Here is a 17,624-nt window from a genome sequence, read left to right as displayed (position 1 = left end):
TAATATTTTTATTGACTTATTTTTTATTATGTGAAATAAGTGAATTGTTGTGAATTTGTTAATGATATTTATCAATATTCTTGTTTCGGGAGGGGAAAAATGATCAGTATCGCTTCTAACTAATTGCGTCAATAATGATTATGTCTTATGCCGTAGAAGATTATTTCTACGGCATAGTACCGAACATATAAATAGAGGGGGGGTTATGGTTAAGATTGCTAGATATATTCAAGCTGGAAGGTTTGAATCTGGTGGGATTTTTGGCGTAGGTTCTAATCAAGTACTCATACCACAGAAGAAGCGATTTGAATCTTTAGTTAAAATCGCTTCTTTTTTAAAAAGAGAAACGGATAGTGATAACCTCTATGAATACATAAAGAATAACGTTAGTGGTGTAAGTGAGGATGATATAAATTTCTCCCTTTCTCTTTTTAGGGAGAAAAATTCACTGATGAGTTCTTCATATTTTAACTCTGATGATAGGTATAGTAGAAACGTACTCTATTATCATTACTTAGGTGCTAACTCTAAAGAAGTTCAGGAAAAAATAAGTAAATCAAAAGTTACCATTATAGGATGTGGGGGGATAGGGAATCATATTTCATATCTTTTGGCGACCTCTGGAGTTGGTACTATATCTATAGTTGATAGTGATATAATTGAGATAAGTAATTTAACTCGGCAAGTCTTATTTTCGGAAAAAGATGTTAATTTTCTTAAAATTGACATATTAGAAAGGGAGTTATTAAAAAGAAATTCAGAGCTAAATGTAAAGAAGGTGAATTTAGAGATAAAACATAAGGATGATTTGTCTAAAATAGAAAAATCTGACCTTTTTATTGTATCCGCTGATACTCCATTTGAACTTATTAATTGGGTTAATGATTATTGTTTTGAAAAAAAACAACCTTATTTAAACGTTGGGTATATAAATGACATATCTGTTATAGGTCCTTTTGTCATTCCAGGAGAAACAGCTTGTTTCAGTTGTTCTAAGGTAGTGCCTGATTACGCCTGTGATGATGAACTACAAGATAATTTGGCAACAATAAATTCTGATTTCAAAGCTGCTACTTTCCCCAGTGTCAATGGGGTAGCTGCTTCATATGCTTTTGGGGATGTTATGAAATTCTTAGGTGGGTATGGTGAAATACTTAGCAAGAATAGAAGAATTGGAATTCACTCTCGTAAAATAAAAATAGAAACACAAGAAATACCTAAAAATGAAAGGTGTAATATATGTGGTCTTCAACCAAAATAATAATAACATATTCTGTTATTTTTAATTCTTTGAGGATGCTCATTGGCGCTACTTCATCGATTTATCTTTTAAGCAAAGGCGTATCTCTTGTTGATCTTGGTTTAATGAAGACCATGCAGGCCTGCGTTTTTTTTATATTGGATATACCAACGTCTTATCTTGCTGATAGGATCAGCCGAAAATATGCGATATCTCTTTCTGTCTTCTTTGGTGGAGCTTGGCTTGTTTTAACGGGGGTTTCATCCCATTTATATGGTTTTTATCTGGCCGAATTTTTTAACGCAATTTCTTTGACGATAATAGGTGGAACATATAATTCATACTTGATTGATGTATATAAATCAGAGGGTGGTAAAGACACTCATCGGATACTGGGAATTAACGGTAAATATCATTATATGTCTATGGCTATTGCTGCTATGATTGGCGCTGCAATAGGTGATATAGGTTCACGATGGATATGGATTCTTGCTGGAATAGGTAGTTTTATATTGATGTTTTTTTCCTTTTTTCTTCCTGAATCAAAGGTTAAATTAGTCAATGGGAAAAAATCAGGGTTAATGAATGATATAAAGGAGATATATTCTCTTTTAATTAAAGGGAGTAAAGACTTCTTATTCGTATTTTTCGCTGTCGTTTCAAATATAGTGTATTTTCAAATATTACTCCAATATTGGCAACCTTATGCTTTTTATGGATTTTCTGGTGGAGTTAAAGGTTCTTTGTCATATGGAATATTATTTGTTTTTATTCTTATGTCTCAATCTGTCGCAGGATGGATCATCAGTAAAATCAGTGACAATAGAAAACTGATTTGGTTTGGCTTACTTTTGATGTTTGTTTCCACAGGAATATGCCTGTTAGGCGGGGAGAGTTATCCATACTTAATACCTGTAGCCTTAATTTTTATGTTTGGTAGTAATCAATATCTAACAATGGGGCTGAGAGCCGTTTATCATGGCTATTTTGATGCCAGTTTGAGGTCAACATTTGACTCTTTATTATCGACATTTGCACGCTTAATCGTTTTGATACTTTTTCCGGTGGTTGCATATCTTACGGAAATTTTTGGATGGCAAATAATGTCATATTCACTCATTATTTTGTCTTCAATGGTTATTTATCTTTATGTGTTTAGCCTGAAATTATCGCTCAGGTAAACACACTAAGGATCTCTTCCAACGCAGAATTAAAATAAGCGGGTGGCTATAAACGAATGGTGGCATCTATTATGCTTATTTCGTTTTCTCCAGTTTGCTTGTGACTACAAGTGAGCATTTCCCGCTAATTGGTTTATTTTTTTAGCTGCTTTTTCTGCATTGCCAATAGCTCAAAGACACCAAAAAAGAAAATCTTTGTTTGCATCAAGCCAGAAAGTTTTTGGTCTTTGGGCTGACTGGATTTTAGAAGTAGCATCTGAAATGCATGCATGACTACCGTGAAAATCATGGCGATATCCATAAAATACTTCAATGGTTTTGGAAATGGGTGGATTAGGTTAAATATCAAAAATCCCCAAACGCAGACCATTAATAGTTTTCCCAGTTGAATAAACATCAGTGTGCTCCCAAAGATAATTATGCAGGTAAGTAACGAATATAAAGCCGATATGCGACTTGTCCGGCAACTTTTTCACGATGAAGTTGCCAGTTAGCAGGAACATCTGCCGCTGCTGATTCGGATTCGGCCTCAACATAGATCCAACTTTTATCGGCTAACCAACCCTGCTGTTCCAATAATTTTATGGTTTTGGCAAGCATTCCTTGACGGAAAGGTGGATCAAGGAAAATCACATCACAGGGTGTCCCCGGTTGAGATAAATAGTTTAATGCGCTGTCGTTAATAATTTCGGCATTTTTGGCGCCGAGAAGAGCCAGATTAGCAGAAAGTTGTTTTGCTATATTTCGTTCATATTCAATAAGTATCGCTTGTTTTGCATAACGGGAAAGTGCTTCTAACCCAAGAGCTCCGCTTCCTGCATAACAATCCAGGCAGCGCGCTTCCTGAATCACTGGAGCCAGCCAGTTAAACAGAGTTTCTCTAACGCGATCTGTAGTTGGGCGTAATCCGGGGCTATTCGGTACAGGCAATTTCCGGCTTCGCCATTTTCCACCAATAAGGCGGATTTGTCCCATAGATTGTTGTTGTGATTTTTTTGCCATAATTTATGTAACTTAATAATTTGTCATCAGATAAACCGATAACGTACTTTTAAAGGTGCCATGAAAGTGTCGAATAAGAAAAGACTTGTTAAACTTTGCTGGCGTTAATTTACCACGGAATTCGTGATTGATATGTGTTGCGTTACTATGAAAATGTTAGACTGCATCTAATTTCGTTATTATTCACTGTTATAACGCCATGATTTAACCTTGAGGAGTGTAGTGGCTGATGGCAAAAGAGAAAAAAAGAGGCTTTTTCTCCTGGTTCGGGCGTGGTCGTCAGGAAGAACAGCAAAAAGAAGAACAATTGGCCGTAGAGCAAGCGGAACAACAGCGTCTTGCTGAGGAAGCGGCAAGATTAGCCGCAGAGCAGGCAGAACAACAGCGTCTTACTGAGGAAGCGGCAAGATTAGCCGCAGAGCGGGCAGAGCAACAACGTCTTGCTCAGGAAGCGGCAAGATTGGCCGCAGAACAGGCAGAGCAACAGCGTCTTACTGAGGAAGCGGCAAGATTGGCCGCAGAACAGGCAGAGCAACAGCGTCTTACTGAGGAAGCGGCAAGATTGGCCGCAGAACAGGCAGAGCAACAGCGTCTTGCTGAGGAAGCGGCAAGATTAGCCGCAGAGCAGGCAGAGCAACAGCGTCTTGCTGAGGAAGCGGCAAGGTTAGCCGAAGAGCAGGCAGAGCAACAGCGTCTTGCTGAGGAAGCGGCAAGGTTAGCCGCAGAACAGGCGGAACAGCCAAAGCCAGTTGTATCAAAGGAACAGGAACGCCCGACTAAGGAAGGATTTTTCACGCGTTTGAAACGTAGTTTGGTTAAAACTCGTCAAAATCTAGGGTCCGGTTTTCTCAGCTTGTTCAGTGGTAAAAAGATCGATGATGATCTATTCGATGAATTGGAAGAACAATTGTTGATTGCTGATGTTGGTGTCGATACTACTCGCAAAATCATTGGCAGCTTGACGGCCCATGCTAGCCGTAAAGAGCTGAAAGATGCGGAAGCGTTGTATGCCAAATTAAAAGAAGAGATGTCTGGTATTCTAGCTAAAGTTGATAAGCCACTGGATATTGAAGGAAAAACACCGTATGTCATTCTGATGGTTGGTGTTAATGGTGTTGGTAAAACTACAACGATCGGTAAATTGGCACGTCAGTTTCAGGCACAAGGTAAATCTGTCATGTTGGCGGCTGGGGATACTTTCCGTGCAGCCGCAGTTGAACAGTTACAGGTATGGGGGGAACGCAATCATATTTCTGTGGTAGCGCAACATACCGGTGCTGATCCGGCTTCTGTGATTTTCGATGCTATGCAATCAGCTAAAGCTAAAGGTGTAGATATATTGATTGCAGATACCGCAGGCCGTTTGCAAAATAAATCTCACTTGATGGAAGAGTTGAAGAAAATTGTTCGGGTGATGAAAAAACTGGACGAAGATGCTCCACATGAAATTATGCTGACATTGGATGCCAGTACCGGTCAGAATGCGATAAGTCAGGCTAAACTGTTCCATGAAGCGGTTGGGCTGACAGGTATCTCATTGACAAAATTGGATGGTACTGCCAAAGGTGGTGTGATTTTCGCCATTGCTGATCAGTTTGAAATTCCTATCCGTTATATTGGTGTTGGTGAAGGCATTGAAGATCTACGGCCATTTAAGGCAGACGACTTTATAGAGGCTCTTTTTGCCCGAGAGGATTAATTACCGATGATTCGCTTTGAACAGGTCAGTAAAGCTTATCTGGGGGGACGACAAGCCCTGCAAGGGGTGAATTTTCATTTGCGTCCTGCGGAAATGGCATTTTTGATTGGTCACTCAGGAGCAGGTAAAAGTACCTTGCTGAAACTCATCTGTGGTATTGAGCGACCAAGCGCTGGACATATCTGGTTTGCAGGTCATGATATCAGTCGGTTAAAAAGCCGTGAAGTTCCTTTCCTCCGCCGTCAGATTGGTATGATCTTCCAGGATCATCACCTGCTGTTGGATCGAACGGTATACGATAATGTAGCAATGCCACTTATCATTTCTGGTGCGAGTTCTGAAGATATCCGTCGCCGAACTTCTGCTGCATTAGATAAGGTTGGTTTACTGGACAAAGCGAAGAATTTCCCGATTCAACTCTCGGGTGGTGAGCAGCAACGTGTTGGCATTGCCCGTGCGGTTGTGAATAAGCCGACTGTTTTATTGGCGGATGAACCAACAGGTAACCTTGATGGTGAGTTGTCAGAAGGCATTTTGCGGCTATTTGAAGAATTTAATCGGGTAGGGGTAACAGTGCTGATGGCGACTCATGATATGGCACTGATTGATAGGAGAAAATATCGTATTCTGACGCTGAGCCAAGGCCGTATGACGGGGGAGCATCATGGTTAAAAATGTGCGTAAGGTCGCAGGAAAAGTAACAAGATCGAAAAGCAAAACTCTGCTAGGGGGATGGCGTGAACAATGGCGTTATGCTTGGATGAATGCACTGACCGATATGCTGCGTCAGCCGCTGGCAACTTTGCTGACGATTATGGTTATTGCGATTTCTCTGACATTACCCAGCGTTTGTTACATTGTATGGAAGAACGTTAGCCAGGCTGCGGAAAAATGGTACCCTACTCCGCAATTGACGGTTTATCTCGATAAATCACTAGATGATAACAGCGTCCAGAAATTGATAAGTGAACTGAAAGCGCTCGATGGGGTGGATAATGTTAATTATCTTTCACGCCAGGAAGCCATGACCGAGTTTCGTACTTGGTCTGGTTTTGGCAGCGCTCTGGATATGTTGGAAGAGAATCCATTACCCGCTGTTGCTATCATTACACCGAAAATTGATTTCCAGAGTTCACAGACTCTGACGACATTGCGTGACAGCGTTTCTCAGGTCAAAGGCATTGAAGAAGTTCGGATGGATGACAGCTGGTTTGCTCGTCTGGCGGCGTTGACGGGCCTTGTCGGTCAAATTGCGACAGTGATCGGTATTCTGATGGTAGTGGCATTGTTTTTGGTCATCGGTAATAGTGTACGCCTCAGTATTTTCAGTCACCGTGATACGATTAATGTGATGAAGTTGATTGGTGCAACTGATGGTTTTATTTTGCGTCCATTCCTTAATGGTGGTGCTTTGTTAGGGGGACTTGGGGCAATTTTGTCATTAATACTCTCTGCCTTATTGGTGTGGAAGCTCTCTGATGTTGTAACACAGGTTGCCAGCGTGTTTGGTACGACGTTTAATTTATATGGACTTTCATGGGATGAATCCTTATTGCTAGTTCTTATCTCTGCCATGATTGGTTGGGTAGCCGCTTGGCTAGCGACAACTCAGCATTTGCGCCACTTTACGCCAGAATAAAGTTACTTGCATAAATATAAAACAATCTGTTATTTTTTGTTCCGTAACTTCACAGTGGATATTGTCTGTACTGAAATTATGACTACTTCGCGCATCTGTAACTTGAATATGCACATTCTGGTGATAGACTGTACCGCTGTGTGTTGAGCATTAGTTCATATACACTGATGTAATCTATCCTAACGATTTGAGCCTTATTTGAGAGGATTTGAATGGCCAAAGAAATGCAAACCTTAGCGTTAGTTCCTCAAGGAAGTCTAGAGGGCTATATCCGCGCCTCTAATACCTATCCGATGCTGACAGCAGAGGAAGAGAAGGAACTGGCTGAAAGGCTGCATTACCAGGGAGATCTGGATGCAGCTAAGAAGCTGATTCTATCTCACCTGCGCTTCGTTGTTCATGTCGCTCGCAGCTATGCTGGTTATGGTTTGCCTCAGGCAGATTTAATTCAGGAAGGGAACATTGGCTTGATGAAAGCAGTACGTCGTTTTAACCCGGAGGTGGGGGTACGTCTGGTTTCTTTTGCTGTTCACTGGATTAAAGCTGAAATCCATGAGTATGTGCTGCGTAACTGGCGTATTGTAAAAGTTGCAACAACTAAAGCGCAGCGTAAGCTGTTTTTCAATCTGCGCAAAACTAAACAGCGTCTGGGTTGGTTCAATCAAGACGAAGTGGAGATGGTTGCCAAAGAACTTGGTGTAACCAGTAAAGATGTACGTGAGATGGAATCTCGTATGTCAGCGCAGGATATGGCATTTGATATGTCTGCCGATGATGATAATCAGGAAGGGCAGCCGGTTGCTCCTGTTCTGTATCTTCAGGATAAAGCGTCTGATTTTGCAGACGGCATCGAAGAGGACAACTGGGAAAACCATGCTGCTGATAAATTATCAGTGGCAATAGAAGGTTTAGATGAGCGCAGTCAGGATATTATCCGTTGTCGCTGGTTGGATGATGATAATAAATCTACCTTGCAAGAACTGGCTGATAAGTACGGTGTTTCTGCTGAGCGCGTACGTCAGCTTGAAAAAAATGCCATGAAAAAACTGCGGGTAGCGATTGAGGCATAAATAAATTTAATGTATTTATAATGAGTAAGTTAAAGGGCGATAATGATTTATCGCCTTTTTTGTTCCTATTTTTCAGTGCCTTCAACCCTGAGTGAATCGTATGAAAATTGTGATTGCACCTGATTCATTTAAAGAAAGTCTCAGTGCTTCGCAGGTCGCTGAAGCAATAGAACAGGGATTTCGTGAAATTTATCCACAAGCCGAATATATCAAATTACCCATGGCTGATGGTGGTGAGGGAACGGTTGAATCAATGGTAGCAGCCATGAATGGGCAGGTTATCCATCTGTCTGTTACTGGGCCGTTAAATCAGCCTGTGGATAGCTTTTTCGGCATTCTGGGTGATGAAAGAACGGCTGTTATTGAAATGGCCGCCGCTTCTGGCTTACATCTGGTTCCAATGGAAAAGCGTAATCCACTGATAACCACGACTTATGGTACAGGTGAGCTGATACTGGCTGCTTTAGATAAAGGTGTCAGAAAGATAATTTTGGGGATTGGGGGCAGTGCGACTAATGATGGTGGTGCCGGTATGATGCAGGCACTGGGGGTTCATCTGCTTGATATTAGTGGTAAAGAACTCAAGGCTGGAGGTGCAGCATTAAGCCAGCTTGCTGAAATTGATCTCTCTGGTTTGGATTCCCGTTTGAGTCATACTGAAATTATCGTCGCCTGTGATGTGACTAACCCGCTATGTGGTGAGTTGGGTGCATCGGCTATTTTTGGTCCCCAGAAAGGGGCGACACCAGAGATGGTGAAAGAGTTAGATGCTGGTTTACGTCATTATGGTGAAAAAATTGAATTCTTGACAGAAACCAGGGTCATGGATGTACCCGGTGCAGGAGCAGCAGGTGGTATGGGGGCTTCTTTACTTGGTTGGCTGAACGCTAAATTGCAACCGGGAATTGATATTGTTATCTCCACTCTAAAGCTGGAAGAAGCACTACAGGGGGCTAATCTGGTTATTACTGGCGAAGGTCGGATAGACAGCCAGACTATTTATGGTAAAACGCCAATTGGTGTTGCCCGTATCGCCAAAAAATATGCCATCGCAACTATTGCATTGGTTGGCGGTATGAGTAAAGACTACAGTATTGTTCATGATCATGGATTGGATGCTGTTTTCTCAATTATGCCCGGCGTTTGTTCTCTTTCTGATGCTCTTGCTTGCGGGCATGAAAATTTACGAGTGACTGCCCGCAATGTGGCTGTTGTCTGGAAAATGGGTCAATTAGAGTAACAATTTGACCTGGCATCATAATGAAAACCACAGACGTTCATAAAACTTTTTAATGCTGGCTCGTTGGCATCTGGGAAACCGTCAAGACTGAGCTTCCACCGCTTAACGGCAGGATGGCGGGCTTTTATTTCATTTATCAAATATAAACCTATTCCCCGGCGACGTGTTATTTCACGGACACATAAATCTTCAAGCAGACCGAATTGATTACTAAGCGTAATTTTTACTGCGGCTAGTAATCTGTCATTAAAACGGGCAGCGAACAACTCATTCCCATTTCTTAGGCAGATTTGCCATTGTTCAGGGGGTTGCTGAGGCCAAATTTTCCCCAGATCAATCATATCTTGTGCTGATAAAACAGTAAGTTGCTCGATAGTTAATTTCATGGTTTTTCTATATCAATTGTAGATGAATAGATAGGTAGTGTGTTGTGCAACTGCTTTATACCCGTATCTTTCAAGTTGCTTCTTTGTTGGCTGTACTCACTCACCCCGGTCACAGAGTTCGCTATGCTCCCGGGGATTCGCTCCCTTGCCGTCGCGATCCATTTTGAAATCCATTGGGTATATACGTTACTGGAAAAATGTTTTTAACGACCTCGATCTTTCGAATTAAAGATTGCCTTACTAATATTTAACCAGAATATCACACTATGTTTTGTCTAAATTCCAACCATCTTCGGTGGTATTTTATTCTGTAGATAATGCTTTTAGCTACCTTGTTAATTTGATTTTAAGCATGAAATGCTATTTTAATGACATGAAAAATAAAGTCTTATTAACAAAAATTACTTTATCTAATCATCAATCACAAAAGGTCATAATTTACAGCCAGATAATGAAAGATTTTAAAGGCAAACACAATAAATAAGACCAATAACAATACGGGGATAAATAAATGAATATCATAACAGGTAAAGCATTATTAGCAGGTTGTATTGCCATGGTGATGAGCCATTCACTATGGGCAAAAGAGATCAAGGTAGCGATTGTCGGAGCGATGTCTGGGCCCGTTGCTCAGTATGGTGATATGGAATTTACTGGTGCACGTCAGGCGATTGCAGATATTAATGCCAAAGGTGGCATTAACGGCAATAAGCTGGTGGGTGTTGAATATGATGATGCCTGTGATCCGAAACAGGCAGTGGCAGTCGCTAACAAGGTGATTAATGACAACATTCGTTATGTTATTGGTCATCTGTGTTCTTCGTCTACTCAGCCAGCATCTGATATCTATGAAGATGAAGGCGTCATTATGATTACGCCAGCAGCGACTAATGCCGATCTGACGACCCGTGGCTACCAAATGATTCTGCGTACTACAGGGTTGGATTCTGATCAGGGACCAACAGCGGCGAAATATATCGCTGAAAAGATCAAACCTCAGCGTTTGGCGATTGTTCATGATAAACAGCAATATGGCGAAGGGTTAGCGCGTTCTGTTCTCGACAAATTGAAAAAAGCAGGAGTCAATATTGTACTGTTTGAAGGCGTTACTGCGGGTGATAAAGATTTCTCAGTATTAGTCGCCCGTCTGAAAAAAGAGAACGTGGATTTTGTCTATTTCGGTGGCTATTACCCTGAAATGGGGCAAATTCTGCGTCAGGCTAAGCAGGCCGGTTTGAATATTCGCTTTATGGGACCAGAAGGTGTAGGTAATTCTTCGTTGTCCAATATCGCCAGTGAGGCTTCTGAAGGAATGTTAGTAACACTACCTAAGCGTTACGATCAGGTTCCAGTGAACAAGACGGTTGTTGATGCGATCAAAGGTAAGAAAGAAGATCCAACAGGGCCATTCGTCTGGACAACTTATGCTGCCATTCAATCTCTGACAACCGCAATGAGCCGTACCGGTAGCATGGAACCTATTGATTTAGTAAAAAATCTAAAAACTAATCCAGTAGATACTGTAATGGGAACACTGAGCTGGAATGAGGCGGGTGACTTGAAAGGATTCGAGTTCGGTATTTTTGAATGGCATGCAGATGGTTCTTCTACCTCTGTGAAGTAAAGTCATTTTAATGGCCGTCAGCCCCTGTTTGTCAGGGGCTGCTATTCCAGAGGTATCAAGGTATGTCAGAGCAATTTCTCTATTTCTTACAACAGATGTTAAATGGAGTTACTCTGGGTAGCACTTATGCATTGATTGCCATTGGTTATACGATGGTTTACGGCATAATTGGGATGATTAACTTTGCTCATGGCGAAGTTTATATGATTGGCAGTTATGTCTCCTTTATTGTGATTGCGGCCCTGATGATGATGGGCATCGATCTAGGTTGGTTACTGGTTACCGCTGCTTTTTTTGCATCAATTGTTATTGCCAGCGCTTATGGCTGGAGTATTGAACGGGTAGCTTACAGACCTGTTCGTCACTCTAAGCGCCTGATTGCTCTGATTTCCGCAATTGGAATGTCTATTTTCCTGCAAAACTATGTCAGTTTGTCACAAGGTTCCCGTGATTTGGCACTGCCAAGTCTGATTGCCGGACAGTGGGTATTGGGTGAAAGTGATGGATTTTCTGCCAGTATTACTGCAATGCAACTGACTATCTGGATAGTTACATTTCTTGCCATGCTGGTACTGACGATGTTTATCCGCTATTCCCGTATGGGACGCGCTTGTCGTGCTTGCGCGGAAGATTTGAAAATGGCCAGTTTGTTAGGAATCAATACTGATAAAGTCATTTCTTTAACCTTTGTTATTGGCGCAGCAATGGCTGCGGTAGCGGGTGTTTTGCTGGGACAGTTCTACGGTGTGATAAATCCGTATATTGGTTTTATGGCAGGAATGAAAGCCTTCACCGCAGCCGTGTTGGGGGGGATTGGCAGTATTCCGGGGGCAATGATTGGCGGCTTGATCTTGGGAATTTCTGAAGCTCTGACTTCTGCTTATCTGAGCACGGAATATAAAGATGTGGTTTCCTTTGCCCTGCTTATTATTGTGTTGTTGTTTATGCCTACCGGGATCTTAGGCCGTCCGGAGGTAGAAAAAGTATGAAATATGCCAATTGGATTAATGCCATTATCGCCTCAGTCGCTTTATTTGTGCTGTCTGTTTTTATGATGGGGATGCAGTTGTCACTGGATGGTACGCAGTTAGTCGTTCATCGTGCTGATGAAGTGCGCTGGATATGGATTGGTATCGGCTGTACGGTTGTTTTTCTGTTCCAGTTATTGCGTCCAGTTGTTCAGCAGACGATGAAAAAAATACCACTTAAAAGCCGAGTCCTACCTGATTTCGATGGCTCAACTAAAGGGCAAAAACGACTGGCGGCATTGATCATTATTGCCGCCATTGTTTGGCCGTTTGTGGTTTCTCGGGGTAGCGTCGATATTGCTACGCTGACATTAATTTATGTCATGTTGGGATTGGGCTTGAATGTAGTGGTTGGCTTGTCAGGGTTGCTGGTGCTTGGATATGCTGGTTTTTATGCTATCGGTGCTTATACCTATGCTTTACTCAGTCACTATTACGGGTTGGGATTTTGGCAAAGCTTGCCATTGGCAGGGCTAACCGCTGCTTTATCCGGGCTGTTATTAGGTTTTCCCGTATTGAGATTGAGGGGTGACTATCTGGCTATTGTTACACTCGGTTTTGGTGAGATTGTTCGCATTTTACTGTTGAATAATACTGAAATGACAGGTGGCCCAAATGGCATCAGCCAGATCCCCAAACCTACTTTCTTCGGATTGGAATTTAACCGCAGTGTGAAAGAGGGAGGCTGGGATACTTTCCATAACTTCTTTGGTTGGAAATACGATCCAAGTGACCGAGTCATCTTCCTGTATCTGGTCGTGTTGCTGTTAGTGATAGTCACGATATTTATTATCAATAGATTGTTGCGTATGCCATTGGGGCGCGCGTGGGAAGCACTACGTGAAGATGAAATTGCTTGCCGTTCTTTGGGGATTAGCCCAACTCGTATCAAACTGGCTGCATTTACCATCAGTGCTACATTTGCTGGTTTTGCTGGCACGCTATTTGCGGCCCGGCAAGGTTTCGTTAGCCCAGAATCTTTTACTTTTGCTGAATCTGCTTTCGTGTTGGCTATTGTGGTACTCGGAGGAATGGGTTCGCAAACTGCGGTGATACTGGCGGCAATTCTGCTAGTGGTGTCTCGTGAGATGATGCGTGATCTAAATGCTTACAGCATGCTGTTGCTAGGGGCAATGATGGTACTGATGATGGTTTGGCGCCCGCAAGGGTTGCTACCAATGAAACGCCGTGATGTTAGGTTGAAACAGCAGGAAAGCCACGTACAGGAAGGAGAACGGGGATGAGTGCAACATCATTATTGCGGGTTTCTGATCTGACCATGCGCTTTGGTGGTTTGCTGGCTGTCAACAATGTTGCTCTGATACTTAATCAGGGTGAAATTGTTTCTCTCATTGGGCCTAATGGTGCAGGAAAAACCACGATCTTTAATTGTTTGACTGGGTTTTACCGTCCGACTAGCGGAACCATAAAATTGCGGGAAAAACATCTGGAAGGGTTATCTGGGCAGGAAATTGCCCGTATGGGAGTGGTTAGAACATTCCAGCATGTACGATTGTTCCGTGAAATGACCGTGATTGAAAATCTATTGGTAGCGCAGCATCAGCATTTGAAAAGTAGTCTCCTGGCCGGGCTTTTTAAAACGCCAGCGTTCTGCCGTGCAGAATCTGAGGCTGTAGATCGGGCAGTAATTTGGTTGAAACGGATTGGTTTATTATCACTGGCAAATAGACTGGCAGGTAATCTGGCATATGGTCAGCAACGGCGTTTGGAAATTGCACGCTGTATGGTGACACATCCCGAAGTTCTAATGTTGGATGAGCCAGCGGCGGGTTTGAACCCGAAAGAGACAGAGGAACTTAATGCCTTGATTGATGGACTCAGAAAATATCATCAGGTTTCCGTGTTGCTGATTGAGCACGATATGAAACTGGTGATGGGGATTTCAGATCGCATTTATGTTGTTAATCAGGGAATACCTTTGGCACAAGGACGGCCAGAAGAGATTCGTAATAATCCGGATGTTATCCGGGCATATCTGGGTGAGGTGTATTAATCATGTTGGAATTTAAGCAGGTATCTGCCCATTATGGAAAAATTCAGGCGCTGCATCAGGTTAGCTTGAATATTCAGCAGGGAGAAATCGTCACTCTGATAGGTGCAAATGGTGCAGGAAAAACAACCTTGCTCAGTACATTATGTGGTGCACCCAGAGCGACGGAAGGTTCCATTATTTTTCGAGGCAAGGATGTCACTCAATGGCCGACAGCGCGTATTATGCGTGAAGACATTGCCATTACTCCAGAGGGACGCAGAATATTTGCCCGTATGACGGTGGAAGAAAATTTGGTAATGGGCGGTTTTTTTGCTGACAAAACGCAATATCAGCAACGTATTGAACGGGTTTATGATTTGTTTCCTCGCTTACAGGAAAGACGCAGCCAACGGGCTGGAACGATGTCCGGCGGTGAACAGCAAATGTTGGCAATTGGTCGCGCTTTGATGAGTCAGCCACAGTTATTGTTACTGGATGAACCTTCATTGGGGCTGGCACCGATAATTATCATTCAGATTTTCGATACTATTCAGCAATTGCGGGAAGAGGGAATGACAATCTTTCTGGTTGAGCAGAATGCAAATCAGGCGCTAAAACTGGCTGACCGGGGATATGTACTAGAAAACGGTAAGATTGTACTGGAAGACAGCGGTTCTGCATTACTGACTAATGAAGCGGTGAGAAATGCGTATTTGGGGGGATAGGGACATATTTTTTTCGCATGATAAGGAATATCAGATGGTTGATTATCCTTGTAGTGCTGGAAAGGTTATTTCTCCCAAGGTGATGGCCCCATTAATGATGCTTTAGGTTGGGGCCAAGGCAACTAGTGTGGCTCCAAATGCTTTGAAATCTTCCTCATTTAAATGCAAAAAGCGTTGGGCTGGCAGAATGTTTTAAGCTTCCCGACCAGCAATAGCTAAAATATATAGTTAAAATTATTTTGCTATTAAGTTAATTTTCTATTATCAGAAATAGAATGTTTTTAAAAATATGATTGTGTATAAGATATAACTAATTTTCAATAATAACGTTGTTAATGTGGATATAACATATACCCAATGGATTTCAAGATGGATCGCGACGGCAAGGGAACGAATCCCCGGGAGCATAGATAACTCTGTGACTGGGGGGAGTGAGTGCAGCCAACAAAGAGGCAACTTGAAAGATAACGGGTATAAATATATCTCCAAAATACTGGGCTGTTTTATTTATTATCATTTAAATATTGTGAGTGGATTATTATCGCTCTCTAAATAAAGTTAAATTTATAAAGTGAAAAATAGAATTATATAGCACTGTAGTAACCAAGATTAACATTGTAAATTCAGTGAATAACATAATAGTAATAATTTTAATGTTTTTTTATATATTGTTTGTGTCTCGTATTATTTCAATAATTCCTAAATAATAGTAATTGCATTGAAGCATGGTGTTGACACGAACTATATTTCTGCTATATTTTTATATCATTGCGATTTTTTTTAGATATATCATCATTAATGATTGATTTATAGTATGGATATTTTAATGTTCTGGTAAGTTATGGTGGTATGTGAAGTCCACATAATAATCGGGGAATTAAGTTTCAAAGGTAATAGTGGTTCTATACTGGTTAAAGCGCGTCTTTAATTAAGTGGTAATACTGTTTTTTTGAAAATATTTATATGTAAGTTGAGTGAGTTTTATTTAAATTTTAATGAGGAAAATAAATATGTCTAGAATAACCATTGTTATTGATTCAGGTGAACAGAAAGCAGAGAATTATTCTAATTCTCCTGTTCCGGTACGTAAAGACTTTAATACAGTTGCTATTTTGAGTGATCTGACTATATCACCTCATTCTAGTGTAGAAGTATTTAGAATAGATACACCAGTAATTCCAGAATCCAGAAGATCTCTGAGAGTTGTAAATACGGGGTTGGCAAGTAGTGTTACGGCTAAATTTTATTGGTCTCATAGTTTTACCTCTGAATGGTTTGAGTCTGGTTCTATGGATGTAGGATTAGGCGAAGATAAGGTATTAAATGTGCCTAGCAACTCTTTTTATTATAGTAAATTCATTATCTATAATAACACGGATAAAGTTGCTTATGTTACGGCAAATTTGGTTTAAATATCTTATTTTAATTGAAGGGTTTGATTATGCAGACAGAAAATGTTTTAGACATAAGAACCATTGTAGCTAATGAATATACTGTAAAAACGAGTGCATTAGAGTGGGATGTTACTGATATTGTAAAAAATGCAATCATAGGGGGAATATCCTTTATACCTTCGGTTGGTCCTGCTATATCTTTTTTAGTCGGTTTATTCTGGCCTCAATCGAAAGAAAATATATGGGAAGGGATTGTCAAGCAAATTGAGAGGATGATAGAGGAATCTGCATTAAAGACGATTAAAGGTATCCTTGCTGGTGATATTGCCTATATACAAGAGAGGATGGCAACCGTTGCTGAACTTCTTGAGAAACATCCAGGATCTGAAGAAGCGCGGAGTGCTTTTAATAATCTGGCAGAAAATATAGATGGTTATCATAAGAAATTTAATAATTTTTCGGATGATATTAACTATCAGATATTACCCATGTTTTCTACTACGGTTATGATGCAGATAACATATTGGGTTGCAGGTTTAGAGAAAAAAGATGAAATAGGGCTTAGTGATATTGATATTGAAAAAGTTCGAGGATTAATTAAAAAGACAGTAGAGCAGGCTAATAGTTATATTAATAATATATATGATAGAGAGCTTAATGATGCTCTTAATAATTCGACGGCTAATACTGTTGCAAACAATGTTATGTCTGTTCATGGTCACTGTCGTTTACATGGAATTGAATATATCAGTATTTGGAATAAATTAAGTGAAGCTGAGTCTGTAAATAACAGAATCTATGTTGATGTTTTAAGTTATTCAACTTTCTTTGACCGTCAAACAGCAAAAGCCAGAATTCAGGCATTGACGCCAGAGAAAGATATGACTCCACCTCTCAAACCGGCTCTTAATGGAGAAAATAGAAGAAAGATAAATTCGCTAATGGGACATATTGTACGCATTGGAGGCGCTCCGAGAGTAGGAGGGCTGACAGTTGTATTCGATGATGGTAGTCGACATCAATTAGGTACAATCTCTGGTGAGACGACATCTATTTCTCTGGATGGTAGTCGAATTACCAGTTTGGAAGTATGGGGCAATGGTGCTGTTGATAAAGCCATCTTTACTTTGAATGATGGCCGTTCGTTGTCATTTGGCGAACCCGGAACATCTAAATATCGGAAATTTTATGTTGGTGAAAGTCACTACATTTCAGGGATTTATTTGTCCAGTGATTACAGCCCATTAGCAGGTCAGGCAGCAAATATTGCTGTATCTTATCAGCTGATAAATGAGGATAAAAAATAATAGCTTTTAATAAGTATATTTTATGTACGTAGAATGTTATTAGCTTTTATACCCTTCATCTTTCAAGCTGCTGCTTTGTTGGCTGCGTTTACTTAC

17 protein-coding genes are annotated in these 17,624 nt (G+C 41.0%); 14 read left to right on the top strand and 3 right to left on the bottom strand.

Annotation, left to right across the window (positions count from 1 at the left end):
- Nucleotides 1–205: 205 nt before the first annotated feature.
- Both AM629_RS06130 and AM629_RS06125 read left to right on the top strand, forming a co-directional pair.
- A complete protein-coding gene (locus tag AM629_RS06130) occupies nucleotides 206–1,261 on the top strand; it encodes a HesA/MoeB/ThiF family protein (RefSeq protein WP_054477127.1) in 1,056 nt (351 codons plus the stop codon).
- The gene (locus tag AM629_RS06125) at nucleotides 1,240–2,421 is read left to right on the top strand and encodes an MFS transporter (RefSeq protein WP_054477125.1); all 1,182 of its coding nucleotides are present in this window, start codon (nucleotides 1,240–1,242) and stop codon (nucleotides 2,419–2,421) included. The genes AM629_RS06130 and AM629_RS06125 overlap by 22 nt, the downstream gene beginning before the upstream one ends.
- A gap of 133 nt (nucleotides 2,422–2,554) precedes the next feature.
- Here AM629_RS06125 and AM629_RS06120 read toward each other — a convergent pair whose 3' ends face one another.
- Entirely contained in the window at nucleotides 2,555–2,818 is a 264-nt protein-coding gene (locus tag AM629_RS06120) for a DUF1145 family protein (RefSeq protein WP_015835813.1), read from the bottom strand.
- A 20-nt stretch (nucleotides 2,819–2,838) separates the two neighbouring features.
- Nucleotides 2,839–3,423 carry a 16S rRNA (guanine(966)-N(2))-methyltransferase gene (rsmD, locus tag AM629_RS06115; RefSeq protein WP_054477122.1) on the bottom strand — a complete coding sequence of 195 codons (585 nt, stop codon included), beginning with the start codon at nucleotides 3,421–3,423 and terminating at the stop codon, nucleotides 2,839–2,841.
- A gap of 229 nt (nucleotides 3,424–3,652) precedes the next feature.
- Between rsmD and ftsY the strand changes: the two genes are divergently transcribed.
- The 5 genes from ftsY to AM629_RS06090 all read left to right on the top strand — a co-directional run bounded on the left by ftsY (nucleotide 3,653) and on the right by AM629_RS06090 (nucleotide 9,071).
- Nucleotides 3,653–5,122 (top strand): signal recognition particle-docking protein FtsY, encoded by a 1,470-nt coding sequence (gene ftsY / locus AM629_RS06110; RefSeq protein WP_054477115.1) that lies wholly within the window; start codon nucleotides 3,653–3,655, stop codon nucleotides 5,120–5,122.
- A 6-nt stretch (nucleotides 5,123–5,128) separates the two neighbouring features.
- On the top strand, nucleotides 5,129–5,794 hold the full coding sequence (gene ftsE, locus AM629_RS06105; protein ID WP_054477112.1) for a cell division ATP-binding protein FtsE: 666 nt from the start codon (nucleotides 5,129–5,131) through the stop codon (nucleotides 5,792–5,794).
- Nucleotides 5,787–6,761: a permease-like cell division protein FtsX gene (gene ftsX / locus AM629_RS06100; RefSeq protein ID WP_054477110.1), complete on the top strand. Its 975-nt coding sequence runs from the start codon at nucleotides 5,787–5,789 to the stop codon at nucleotides 6,759–6,761. Before ftsE ends, ftsX begins: the two co-directional genes overlap by 8 nt.
- Before the next feature lie 212 nt (nucleotides 6,762–6,973).
- Nucleotides 6,974–7,831: an RNA polymerase sigma factor RpoH gene (gene rpoH, locus AM629_RS06095; protein WP_054477108.1), complete on the top strand. Its 858-nt coding sequence runs from the start codon at nucleotides 6,974–6,976 to the stop codon at nucleotides 7,829–7,831.
- Nucleotides 7,832–7,931: 100 nt separating this feature from the next.
- Nucleotides 7,932–9,071, top strand: coding sequence for a glycerate kinase (locus AM629_RS06090; protein ID WP_054477105.1), 1,140 nt, complete (start codon nucleotides 7,932–7,934; stop codon nucleotides 9,069–9,071).
- On the opposite strand, the gene panM is transcribed toward AM629_RS06090, so the two are convergent.
- Nucleotides 9,059–9,457, bottom strand: a complete 399-nt coding sequence (gene panM, locus AM629_RS06085; protein ID WP_054477103.1) for an aspartate 1-decarboxylase autocleavage activator PanM — start codon at nucleotides 9,455–9,457, stop codon at nucleotides 9,059–9,061. The two genes, AM629_RS06090 and panM, sit on opposite strands and share 13 nt — an antisense overlap.
- Nucleotides 9,458–9,968: 511 nt before the next feature.
- Here panM and AM629_RS06080 point away from each other — a divergent pair.
- The 7 genes from AM629_RS06080 to AM629_RS06050 all read left to right on the top strand — a co-directional run bounded on the left by AM629_RS06080 (nucleotide 9,969) and on the right by AM629_RS06050 (nucleotide 17,528).
- Nucleotides 9,969–11,081: a branched-chain amino acid ABC transporter substrate-binding protein gene (locus AM629_RS06080; protein ID WP_054477101.1), complete on the top strand. Its 1,113-nt coding sequence runs from the start codon at nucleotides 9,969–9,971 to the stop codon at nucleotides 11,079–11,081.
- Between the two features lie 62 nt (nucleotides 11,082–11,143).
- Nucleotides 11,144–12,070, top strand: a complete 927-nt coding sequence (livH, locus tag AM629_RS06075; protein WP_054477099.1) for a high-affinity branched-chain amino acid ABC transporter permease LivH — start codon at nucleotides 11,144–11,146, stop codon at nucleotides 12,068–12,070.
- Nucleotides 12,067–13,353: a high-affinity branched-chain amino acid ABC transporter permease LivM gene (locus AM629_RS06070; protein ID WP_054477097.1), complete on the top strand. Its 1,287-nt coding sequence runs from the start codon at nucleotides 12,067–12,069 to the stop codon at nucleotides 13,351–13,353. The genes livH and AM629_RS06070 overlap by 4 nt, the downstream gene beginning before the upstream one ends.
- Nucleotides 13,350–14,123, top strand: a complete 774-nt coding sequence (gene livG, locus AM629_RS06065) for a high-affinity branched-chain amino acid ABC transporter ATP-binding protein LivG (protein WP_054477095.1) — start codon at nucleotides 13,350–13,352, stop codon at nucleotides 14,121–14,123. Before AM629_RS06070 ends, livG begins: the two co-directional genes overlap by 4 nt.
- Before the next feature lie 2 nt (nucleotides 14,124–14,125).
- Nucleotides 14,126–14,827 (top strand): high-affinity branched-chain amino acid ABC transporter ATP-binding protein LivF, encoded by a 702-nt coding sequence (gene livF, locus AM629_RS06060; RefSeq protein WP_054477094.1) that lies wholly within the window; start codon nucleotides 14,126–14,128, stop codon nucleotides 14,825–14,827.
- A 1,010-nt stretch (nucleotides 14,828–15,837) separates the two neighbouring features.
- Entirely contained in the window at nucleotides 15,838–16,239 is a 402-nt protein-coding gene (locus tag AM629_RS06055) for a hypothetical protein (protein ID WP_054477092.1), read from the top strand.
- Between the two features lie 29 nt (nucleotides 16,240–16,268).
- On the top strand, nucleotides 16,269–17,528 hold the full coding sequence (locus AM629_RS06050) for an insecticidal delta-endotoxin domain-containing protein (RefSeq protein WP_054477090.1): 1,260 nt from the start codon (nucleotides 16,269–16,271) through the stop codon (nucleotides 17,526–17,528).
- Nucleotides 17,529–17,624: the final 96 nt, after the last annotated feature.

Source organism: Photorhabdus heterorhabditis (genome assembly GCF_001280945.1).
In the GTDB taxonomy this organism is placed as follows: domain Bacteria; phylum Pseudomonadota; class Gammaproteobacteria; order Enterobacterales; family Enterobacteriaceae; genus Photorhabdus; species Photorhabdus heterorhabditis.
Note: the sequence above shows the minus strand (reverse complement) of the source record. Positions and strands in the feature narration are given on the sequence as shown.

Coding starts and splice junctions, on each gene's coding strand:
- AM629_RS06130 (WP_054477127.1), top strand. CDS start 206: ATGGTTAAGATTGCTAGATATATTCAAGCTGGAAGGTTTGAATCTGGT.
- AM629_RS06125 (WP_054477125.1), top strand. CDS start 1,240: ATGTGGTCTTCAACCAAAATAATAATAACATATTCTGTTATTTTTAAT.
- AM629_RS06120 (WP_015835813.1), bottom strand. CDS start 2,818: ATGTTTATTCAACTGGGAAAACTATTAATGGTCTGCGTTTGGGGATTT.
- rsmD (WP_054477122.1), bottom strand. CDS start 3,423: ATGGCAAAAAAATCACAACAACAATCTATGGGACAAATCCGCCTTATT.
- ftsY (WP_054477115.1), top strand. CDS start 3,653: ATGGCAAAAGAGAAAAAAAGAGGCTTTTTCTCCTGGTTCGGGCGTGGT.
- ftsE (WP_054477112.1), top strand. CDS start 5,129: ATGATTCGCTTTGAACAGGTCAGTAAAGCTTATCTGGGGGGACGACAA.
- ftsX (WP_054477110.1), top strand. CDS start 5,787: ATGGTTAAAAATGTGCGTAAGGTCGCAGGAAAAGTAACAAGATCGAAA.
- rpoH (WP_054477108.1), top strand. CDS start 6,974: ATGGCCAAAGAAATGCAAACCTTAGCGTTAGTTCCTCAAGGAAGTCTA.
- AM629_RS06090 (WP_054477105.1), top strand. CDS start 7,932: ATGAAAATTGTGATTGCACCTGATTCATTTAAAGAAAGTCTCAGTGCT.
- panM (WP_054477103.1), bottom strand. CDS start 9,457: ATGAAATTAACTATCGAGCAACTTACTGTTTTATCAGCACAAGATATG.
- AM629_RS06080 (WP_054477101.1), top strand. CDS start 9,969: ATGAATATCATAACAGGTAAAGCATTATTAGCAGGTTGTATTGCCATG.
- livH (WP_054477099.1), top strand. CDS start 11,144: ATGTCAGAGCAATTTCTCTATTTCTTACAACAGATGTTAAATGGAGTT.
- AM629_RS06070 (WP_054477097.1), top strand. CDS start 12,067: ATGAAATATGCCAATTGGATTAATGCCATTATCGCCTCAGTCGCTTTA.
- livG (WP_054477095.1), top strand. CDS start 13,350: ATGAGTGCAACATCATTATTGCGGGTTTCTGATCTGACCATGCGCTTT.
- livF (WP_054477094.1), top strand. CDS start 14,126: ATGTTGGAATTTAAGCAGGTATCTGCCCATTATGGAAAAATTCAGGCG.
- AM629_RS06055 (WP_054477092.1), top strand. CDS start 15,838: ATGTCTAGAATAACCATTGTTATTGATTCAGGTGAACAGAAAGCAGAG.
- AM629_RS06050 (WP_054477090.1), top strand. CDS start 16,269: ATGCAGACAGAAAATGTTTTAGACATAAGAACCATTGTAGCTAATGAA.